The organism is Streptomyces sp. NPDC059037, from assembly GCF_042740015.1.
Classification (GTDB): domain Bacteria; phylum Actinomycetota; class Actinomycetes; order Streptomycetales; family Streptomycetaceae; genus Streptomyces.
The window spans coordinates 88,683-97,108 of the sequence record NZ_JBHYIG010000004.1 but is presented as its reverse complement, the minus strand read 5'-3'; the positions used below and the strand labels follow the sequence as shown (position 1 = coordinate 97,108).

At 70.7% G+C, this 8,426-nt stretch carries 7 protein-coding genes; 2 read left to right on the top strand and 5 right to left on the bottom strand.

Annotated elements, in window-relative coordinates; genetic code table 11:
• Nucleotides 1–61: 61 nt before the first annotated feature.
• From ACFWY6_RS02020 to ACFWY6_RS02000, 5 genes are all read right to left on the bottom strand, one after another.
• Nucleotides 62–913: an EamA family transporter gene (locus tag ACFWY6_RS02020; protein WP_384685244.1), complete on the bottom strand. Its 852-nt coding sequence runs from the start codon at nt 911–913 to the stop codon at nt 62–64.
• Nucleotides 910–1,407: a YbaK/EbsC family protein gene (locus ACFWY6_RS02015; RefSeq protein WP_384685242.1), complete on the bottom strand. Its 498-nt coding sequence runs from the start codon at nt 1,405–1,407 to the stop codon at nt 910–912. The genes ACFWY6_RS02020 and ACFWY6_RS02015 overlap by 4 nt, the downstream gene beginning before the upstream one ends.
• Before the next feature lie 91 nt (nt 1,408–1,498).
• The gene (locus tag ACFWY6_RS02010; protein WP_384685239.1) at nt 1,499–3,241 is read right to left on the bottom strand and encodes a penicillin-binding transpeptidase domain-containing protein; all 1,743 of its coding nucleotides are present in this window, start codon (nt 3,239–3,241) and stop codon (nt 1,499–1,501) included.
• 91 nt (nt 3,242–3,332) lie between these two features.
• A complete protein-coding gene (locus ACFWY6_RS02005; protein WP_384685236.1) occupies nt 3,333–4,967 on the bottom strand; it encodes a penicillin-binding transpeptidase domain-containing protein in 1,635 nt (544 codons plus the stop codon).
• 127 nt (nt 4,968–5,094) lie between these two features.
• Nucleotides 5,095–6,840 carry a dolichyl-phosphate-mannose--protein mannosyltransferase gene (locus ACFWY6_RS02000; protein ID WP_384685233.1) on the bottom strand — a complete coding sequence of 582 codons (1,746 nt, stop codon included), beginning with the start codon at nt 6,838–6,840 and terminating at the stop codon, nt 5,095–5,097.
• A 72-nt stretch (nt 6,841–6,912) separates the two neighbouring features.
• Between ACFWY6_RS02000 and rsmI the strand changes: the two genes are divergently transcribed.
• A complete protein-coding gene (gene rsmI, locus ACFWY6_RS01995; RefSeq protein WP_384685230.1) occupies nt 6,913–7,809 on the top strand; it encodes a 16S rRNA (cytidine(1402)-2'-O)-methyltransferase in 897 nt (298 codons plus the stop codon).
• Nucleotides 7,810–8,003: 194 nt separating this feature from the next.
• Entirely contained in the window at nt 8,004–8,423 is a 420-nt protein-coding gene (locus tag ACFWY6_RS01990; protein WP_384685228.1) for a hypothetical protein, read from the top strand.
• Nucleotides 8,424–8,426 lie beyond the last annotated feature (3 nt).

Genomic DNA, 8,426 nt, shown 5'->3' with positions numbered 1-8,426 from the left:
GCCCCGGTTTCGGGAAGGGGCGGGGTTGGGGAAAGAAGCGCCGCAGGCCAGGCCCCAGCCCTCACCCCGCGTGCAGCATCAAGCCGATCCCCGCCACCATCAGGCCCGCCGCCACAAGGCGAGGCGCCCCGAACCGCTCCTTGAAGAACACCGCCCCGATTGCCGCGCCCACGATGATCGACGACTCCCGGAGGGCGGAGATGGGCGCCAGGTCTGCCTTTGTCTGGGCCCAGAGGACCAGGCCGTACGCGGAGACGGAAAGCGCGGCGCCCAGCAGGCCGACCCCGGCGAACGGGCGCAGGCGGCCCGGCAGTTCACCGCGCCAGCGGTAAGCCGCGTACACCGGAATCGCGACCCCCTCCAGAATCATCAGCCACGCGATGTACCCCATGGCGGAGCCGGACGCCCGGACGCCGAGTCCGTCCACCACCGTGTACGCCGCGATGGAGACCCCCGTGGCCAGCGCCGCGCCGATCGCCGCCCAGTTGGGACGGCGCCCCGTGCCGCGGATGCCCCACAGGGCGAGGCCCGTCAGCCCCGCGCACGACACCGCGACCCCCGCAGCCTGCCAGCCGTCCGGGATCTCGCCCGCGAAGACCGCCGCGAGGACCGTCACCACCAGCGGCGCCGTCCCGCGCGCGATCGGATACGCCTGGCCGAAGTCGCCGAGCTTGAACGACCGCATCAGGAGGGCCATGTAGCCGACGTGGATCGCCGCGGAGAGGACGAGGTAGGGCCAGGCCCCTGCCGCCGGTATCGCGACGAACGGGGCCAGGAGCAGGCCGATCAGCATCCCGCCGCCGGATATCAGCGTGAAGCCGAGCAGCTTGTCCGTGATGTGGTGGGCGATCGCGTTCCAACTGGCGTGCGTGACGGCGGCCAGCAGGACCGCCGCCGCGACCAGCGGGGTCATTCGCCGAGCTCGCGCACGTCCACCAGGGTGCCGTTCGCGTGGGCGATCAGATCCTTGGGCGCCATGGGGAAGACCGCGTACGGCGTGCCCGCCGCCGCCCACACCACGTCGTGGCCGAGGAGCGAGCGGTCGGCGAGGACCCGGGTCTTCGTCACGTGGCCGAAGGGCGGTACGCCGCCGATCGCGTAACCCGTCGTCTCCCGGACGATGTCCGCCTTCGCGCGCGTCACCTTCTCCGCGCCCAACTCCCGGCGTACGAGCTCCAGATCGACGCGCGACGCCCCGTCCATCAGGACCAGGACCGGGACGCCGTCCGCCGCGAAGATCAGCGACTTGCAGATCTGGCTCAGCTCGCAGCCGATCGCCGCGGCGGCCTCCTGGGCGGTACGGGTCTGGTCAGGGAAGCGGCGGATGTCGCCGACCAGGCCGGCGAGGCCCAGCTCGCCCAGGGCCGCGGCAAAACGGGGGTGTGCGGGGGATTCGGTAGCGCTCATGCCCGGCACGCTAGCGGTCTGTGTACGGGGCACGCGACCAGGTATCCGCATGCCGGACGGCGGGCTCCGGACAACAGCCAGGACAGAGCGGCTACTGCCCCGCCAGGAACATCGCCCGCACCAGCGGTCCCGCCGATTCGCCGCCGTGGCCGCCCTCCTGGACCACCGCGCCCGCGGCCAGGTCCCCGCGGTACGCCGTGAACCAGCCGTTCGGCTTCTTCTGGCCGTCGACCTCCGCGGAGCCGGTCTTCGCGCCCATGTCGGAGCCGAGCCCGGACATGGGCTCGACCGCGGTCCCGGCCACCGCCGTGTAGTGCATCAGGTCACGCAGCGCCCCCACCGTCGCGCCCGACATCTTGCGCGGTGCCGTCGCCAGCGTGCGGTTGTCGACGTCCGGCGAGACCAGGTACGGCTGCTTGAAGGTGCCCGACTTCACCGTGGCCGCCACCGACGCCATGTTGAGCGGGTTCATCCGGACCCCGCCCTGACCGATCAGCGACGCCCCCATCTGCGCGTCGCTCTGCACCGGGATGCCGCCGTCGAAGGACGGGACGCCGATCGACCAGTTGTCGCGGCCGAGGCCGAAGACCTCCTGGGACTGCTTGGTCAGGGAGTCGTTCTGCAGCTTCTTGGCCTGGCTGATGAAGGCCGTGTTGCAGGAACGGGCGAAGCTCGCGCGGAACGTGCCGTCCTTGATCTCGAACTTGTCGTCGTTCTGGAACTTCCAGCCGCCGTACGTGACGTACTTCGGGCACGGGTGCTTCTTGTCCACGCCCGCGAGCTTCTTCTCCAGGAGCAGCGACGACGTGATGACCTTCATCGTCGAGCCGGGGGCCAGCGACCCCTGGAACGCCGTGTTGAAGCCGGCCGGCTTCGAGTTCGCCGCCGCCAGGATCTCGCCCGTGCTGGGCTTCACCAGGACCACCGACGCCTGCTTCCGCTTCGCGGTCTCCTTCTCGGCGGCCGACTGGAGCGACGCGTCGATCGTCGTCTTCAGGGTGCCCGGCGTGCCCGGCGAGAGCGTGAGCAGCGTCTTGTCGGGGGTCGCCTTCGCGTCGTCCTTCGTCGTCGCCGACTTCTCGGCCGCCTTCGCGCTGCCCTTGCGTACGACGCGCAGCTCGACGCCCGCCGTGCCGCCCGCCTTCTCGCCGTACTTCTCGCGCAGGGAGTCGAGCACCGTGCCGAGCGAGGGGTACTTCTTCGCCGTCAGCTCCGCGCCGTCCCGGTCGACCGCCTTGATCGGCGGGTCGCCGGCCTCGCCGGTGACCAGGCGGTCGCCCTCCTTCAGCTCGGGGTGGACGACGGAGGGCTGCCAGCCGATCAGAGTCTTGCCGTCGTGCTTTCTTCGTACGACGGTGAGCTCGGAGCCGTAGGAAAAGGGCTTGGTCTTTCCCTCGTACGAGACCGTGGACGTGACCGAGAACGGCAGCTTGGCGCCCGCCCGCTTGCCCGGCGTCAGCTTCACCTTCGTGAGGTGGGAGTCCTTGGCGTACGCGGTGAGCGCGGTCTTCGCCGCCGCCCGGTCGTCGGTGAGCGCGGCGGCGCCCGCCACGTCGCCCTTCTCCCACGCGGCGAGGAAGCCCTGGGTGGTGGCGCGCACCTCGGCCGCCGTCGGCGGGCCCGCGGCCACCGGCTTCTCGTCGACCGTCGGGCCGCCGTCGTCACCGGACGAGCCGCCGCCGATCAGGCTGTACGCGGCGAGGCCGAGACCGCACACGACCACAGCGGCGGCGCCGCCGAGCACGCCCGGGTGCACCTTGGCGTTCTTCGCGCCGGTGGTACCCGTGATGCTGTTGATGCCCTTGCGCTCGCTGGCGCGCCCTCGCTTGCCCACAAACCCCTCCGCAGATCCCCAGAGCGTCCGAGTTCCGCACCGGACGGCCCCACACTAGGGGGCTTTCATGAAGCCCCCGACCACGTGTCTCTCAGCTGCCCGCGGCAAGCACCGCCGCCACGATCGGCCCCGCCGTGTCGCCGCCGTGGCCGCCCTCCTCGGCCACCGCGGCGGCCGCCACATCGCCCCGGTAGCCGGTGAACCAGCTGTTGGGCTTCGCCTGGCCGTCGACCTCCGCCGATCCTGTCTTCGCGCCGATGTTCCCGCTGAGCTTGGACATGGCGCCGGCGCCGCTGCCGCTGACCGCCGTGCGGTTCATCATCTGGCGCAGCTGCTGGACCGTGGAGGCGGGCAGGCTGCCGGGTGTCTCGGCCAGTTCGCGGTCGTCCATGCCCTGGGCGACGACGACCGGCTGCCGGAAGGTGCCCGTGATCGCCGTCGCCGTGACCGAGGCGAGGTTGAGCGGGTTCATCTGCACCTGGCCCTGGCCGATCATGTTCGACGCGCGGTCGGGTCCCGGGGAGGCCGGGACCGTGCCGTCGACCGTCCGGACGCCGGCCTTCCAGTCGAGGCCGAGGCCGAAGCGGTTCTGCGCCTCCTCGGTGAGGGACTCGTCCGTGATGCCCTCCTCGTCGACCAGCTTCACGAACGCGGTGTTGCAGGAGCGCGCGAAGCTGTCCGCCAGGGTCGCGTTCTCGTTCGGGGCCAGGCCCGGCAGGTTCTCGATGCGGTGGCTCTGCCAGACCGCGCTCTTCGGGCAGGGCGCGGGGCCGCTCGCCGTCGTCACGCCCTTGTCGATGAGCATCGCCGCCGAGACGATCTTCATCGTGGAGCCGGGGGCCATCTTGCCCTCGAACGCCGCGTTGAACTGGTCCGCCCGGTGGTTGGCGACCGCCAGGATCTCGCCGGAGCTCGGCTGCACGGCGACCACCGACGACTCGGGGTGCGCGGCCACCGCCTTCTCGGCCGCCTTCTGCGCGGGCGCGCTCAGCGTCGTCTCCAGCTGTCCCGCCTTGCCCTTGGCGAGGGTGAGCAGCGTCTCGGTGCCCGCGTCCTCGGTCTCGTGCTGGACGTAGAGCTCGACGCCGGGTGTGCCGCCCGCCGTGTCGCCGTACTTCGCCCGCAGCTGGTCGAGGACCGGGCCGAGCGACGGGTAGTCCTTCTTGTCCAGGACCTCGCCGTGCCGGTCGACCGCCTCGATGGGCGGCGCGGCGGCCTCACCGGTCTGCAGGGTGTCGCCGTCCTCCAGGTCCGGGTGGACGACGGACGCGTCCCAGTCGACGAGCGCACGGCCGGTGGTGACGCCACGGACGACGGTGAGTTCGGACTCGTACGCGAAAGGCTTGGTCTTCCCCTCGTACGAGACGGTCGCCTCGACGGAGAACGGCACCCGCGCCCCGGTCGCCTTGCCGGGCGTGAGCTTCACCTTCGTCAGGTGCGCGTCCTCGCGGTAGCCGGTCAGGAGGAGCGAGGCCACTTCCGCGTTGTTCGTGTACGTGGAGGCCTCTTCGGCGTCGCCCTTCGCCCACGCGGCGAGGAACTTTCCGGCGGTCTCCGCGGTCTCCTTGTCCGTGGGCGGCCCCGTCTTCACGGCCTCGGGGCCCGAAGAGGACGCACCGCCGCCCCCGGTCACGCCGTTCACCAAGTTGTACGCGCCGTATCCGGCACCCCCGACCATGACGGCGAACACCCCGCCCACCAGGGCGACTTTTACCCCTTTGCGCATGATGCGCTTCCCCCTCCCCAGGAGCCTTCCCGTATCCGAATGAACACGGAAAGTCGTTCGCCCCGAACTTTAAGGGGAGGAGGTGACAGATGAGCGGGCTGTTATCCGAAGGTGTCCAACGTGCGCCCTACACCCAAGTGTCGAGCAGCATTCTGGCCCGCCAGGAATCGATGGGAATCGCCTGGCCGGTGTAAATGGGCCAGAACCAGATGAAGTTCCACAGGATCAGGAGCACGAGCACGCCCGCGCTCGCGGCGCCCACCACCCGCCGCCGTTCACTGGAGCCCGCGGGGCCGATGATCGCGCCGATCATCATCGCCACGGCCAGACAGAGGAACGGCACGAAGACGACGGCGTAGAAGAAGAAGATCGTCCGCTCCTGGTACATGAACCAGGGCAGATAGCCCGCCGCGACCCCGCACACGATCGCCCCGGCCCGCCAGTCCCTGCGGAACGCCCACCGCCACAGGACGTAGAGCAGCGCGAAGCCCGCCGCCCACCACAGCATCGGGGTGCCGAGCGCGAGGACCTCGCGGGCGCACTTCTCGGCGGTGTCGGACGGGCAGCCGTCCTTGCCGGGCAGCGGGGACTCGTAGAAGTAGGAGACGGGGCGGCCGTCGACGATCCAGCTCCACGGGTTGGACTGGTAGGTGTGCGGCGACGAGAGCCCCACGTGGAACTCGTACACCGCGTGTTCGTAGTGCCACAGGCTGCGCAGCCAGTCCGGCAGCCACGTCCAGTCGCCGCCCTTGCCGGCCGTCGCCGCCCAGTTGCGGTAGTAGCCGCCGCTGCCGTCGGTCGGGGAGAGGATCCAGCCGAGCCAGGACAGGACGTACGTGCCGAGCGCGACCGGCACCGTCGAGACGAACGCCGGGAACACGCCCCGCTTCAGGACCGCGCGGTAGGGGCGGTCCGCCCCGGCGACGCGGCGGCTGCCGACGTCCCACAGGACGGTCATCAAGCAGAAGAAGACCATGATGTACAGGCCGTTCCACTTGGTGCCGAAGGCGAGGCCCAGGCAGAGCCCGGCCGCCCAGCGCCACGGCCGCCACCCCAGGCGCACCGTTTCCGCGACGTACGCGTCGGGCCGTACGACACCGTCCTCGTCGGTGGGCAGCGCGGCCGCGAGCCGCTCCCGCGCCTTGTCCCGGTCGATCAGGAAACAGCCGAACGCGGCGAGCACGAAGAACATCAGGACCTGGTCGAGCAGCGCCGTGCGGCTCATCACGAAGTGCAGGCCGTCCACCGCGAGCAGCGCGCCCGCCAGACAGCCCAGGAACGTGGAGCGGAAGAGCCGCCGCCCGATCCGGCACAGCATCAGGACGGACAGGGTGCCGAGCACCGCCGTCATGAAGCGCCAGCCGAACGGATCGAAGCCGAACATCCACTCGCCGATGCCGATGACGTACTTGCCGACCGGCGGATGCACGACGTACGCGGCGTCCGTGGGGATCTTGACGCCGCTGCCCTGCGCGAGCACGGTGTCATTGACCTTCTCGGGCCAGTTGACCTCGAAGCCCCGGTGGATCAGCGCCCAGGCGTCCTTGGCGTAGTACGTCTCGTCGAATATCACGGCCTTCGGGCTGCCTAGATTCCAGAACCGCGTGAGGCCCGCGACCAGCGTGATCAGCAGCGGGCCGATCCAGCCCATCCACTTGACCAGCAGATCCGCCGTCGCCTTCGGCACCCCGAGCGTCAGCCACAGCCGTGGGCTCGGCTCGGTGTACGCGGGGACGAGGCGGGCCCGGACGTCGTCGCTGCCTCTGGGCCGCGCCACATAGCCGAAGCGGCGCAGCCTGCGCTGCCACGACGGCTGCTGCTCCTCGGCTGCCTGGCCCTGGCGGGTGTCCGGGGAAGACGCGGTACTGGTCACCGCGCCATCGTAGGGAACCCGGCTGTGTGAGTCCCGCTCCTGGGCCCTCCCGGCCCCTGCGAGGATGGAACCGTGACAGGAAGCGCTGATTCCCCCGGAACCCTTGTCCTTGCGGGCACGCCCATCGGCGATGTGGCGGACGCGCCGCCGCGGCTCGCCGCCGAGCTGGAGTCGGCCGACGTCGTCGCCGCCGAGGACACCCGGCGCCTGCGCAGGCTCACCCAGGCGCTCGGCGTGCAGGTCGGCGGGCGGGTCGTCTCGTACTTCGAGGGCAATGAGACCGCCCGTACGCCCGAGCTTGTCGAGGCCCTGGTGGGCGGTGCGCGGGTGCTGCTCGTGACCGACGCCGGGATGCCCTCCGTGTCCGACCCCGGCTACCGCCTGGTCGCGGCCGCCGTGGAGCGCGACATCAAGGTGACCGCCGTGCCGGGCCCGTCCGCCGTGCTCACGGCGCTCGCGCTCTCGGGCCTCCCGGTGGACCGCTTCTGCTTCGAGGGGTTCCTGCCGCGCAAGGCGGGCGAGCGCCTCTCGCGTCTGAAGGAGGTCGCCGACGACCGGCGCACCCTCGTCTACTTCGAGGCACCGCACCGCATCGACGACACCCTGGCCGCGATGGCCGAGGCGTTCGGCGACGAGCGCAGGGCCGCGGTCTGCCGCGAGCTGACCAAGACGTACGAAGAGGTCAAGCGCGGTTCGCTGAAGGAGCTCGCGGAGTGGGCCGCCGACGGAGTGCGCGGTGAGATCACCGTCGTCGTCGAGGGCGCCCCCGAGAAGAGCCCCGGAGAACTCGGCCCCGACGAGCTGGTGCGCAGGGTGCGGGTGCGCGAGGAGGCGGGGGAGCGGCGCAAGGAGGCGATCGCCGCCGTCGCCGCCGAGGCCGGGGTACCCAAGCGGGAAGTCTTCGATGCCGTCGTCGCGGCAAAGAATGCGGCTCAGAGCGCCCCATCAGAGGGCAAAGGACTATCGTGAAAGGCAAAGTGCGGGCCGCGCACCGGGCCTGAAGGCCAATGAAAGGCCAAATCGCCTTCAACGCTCGACAGGTCTGATGCGCTCGCTCCGGGAAAAGCGTCCACTGGTCAAAGGGACGCACCCGTCCCGACGCTGCCGGCCGGGAGGAAAGCCCCGGTCGGACGGCGCTTGTCCAGCGGACAAGAGGAGCTGGCATGAGTGAGATCGCCGACACCGGTCACGAAACCACGGCGTCCACCGCGACAACCACGACACACACTGCTCACGAGTCGTACGCCTTCGCCTGCATGCGCTGCGGGCACGGCTGGGAGCAGTCGTACGAGATCGAGCATCACGTCGACGCCAAGGGCAAGGAGTTCGTCCTTTACGTGGCGGACGGCCGGCACGTGCCGTCGCCGCTGTCCCGGCCGACCTGCCTGAACTGCGACGGTCATGTGGTGCGGATCATGCGGGCCGGGCAGGTTTCGTCGGTGCTCGATCTGATGCAGCGGTCTCACGCGCCGCGGGCGGCGCACAAGGAGCCGGACGCGGCGGAGGCGGCCGGTGAGCCCAAGCACCACCACTGGCACCTGTCGGCGCTGCTGCACCCCTTCCACCACCGCAAGGCGGGATGACAC

Coding starts and splice junctions, on each gene's coding strand:
- ACFWY6_RS01990 (WP_384685228.1), top strand. CDS start 8,004: ATGAGTGAGATCGCCGACACCGGTCACGAAACCACGGCGTCCACCGCG.
- ACFWY6_RS02005 (WP_384685236.1), bottom strand. CDS start 4,967: ATGCGCAAAGGGGTAAAAGTCGCCCTGGTGGGCGGGGTGTTCGCCGTC.
- ACFWY6_RS02020 (WP_384685244.1), bottom strand. CDS start 913: ATGACCCCGCTGGTCGCGGCGGCGGTCCTGCTGGCCGCCGTCACGCAC.
- ACFWY6_RS02015 (WP_384685242.1), bottom strand. CDS start 1,407: ATGAGCGCTACCGAATCCCCCGCACACCCCCGTTTTGCCGCGGCCCTG.